Annotated in this window: 1 protein-coding gene; it reads left to right on the top strand. The window is 42.8% G+C overall.

Annotation, left to right across the window (positions count from 1 at the left end):
* Positions 1–297: VOC family protein (locus PZE06_RS28195; protein ID WP_483314099.1), on the top strand; the 297-nt coding region annotated here is incomplete at both ends.

Below are 297 nucleotides of genomic sequence, written 5' to 3' on the forward strand. Positions count from 1 at the left end.
TAAGCTTTCTTGATCCGCATGGACTTAGATTAGAAATAGTTGCACGAGCTTGTGGTGAGAAAAACACTTGGTCTTTTGGTGAAATAACTCCAGAAGTCGCAATAAAAGGGTTTGGAGGGGCGATATTGTTCTCTGCACAACCTAAAAAAACGGCTGAATTGTTAGAGAAGGAATTGGGCTTTGAACTTGTTGGGGAGGAAGGTGATACGGCTCGCTTTCAATCATCAGCAGACATTGGCAATATTATTGATCTGAAACTGACTTCAAACGGCCCTGGTCAAATGGGAGTAGGAACAG

It is taken from the genome of Robertmurraya sp. DFI.2.37, assembly GCF_029211245.1.
Taxonomy (GTDB): domain Bacteria; phylum Bacillota; class Bacilli; order Bacillales; family Cytobacillaceae; genus Robertmurraya; species Robertmurraya methanolica_A.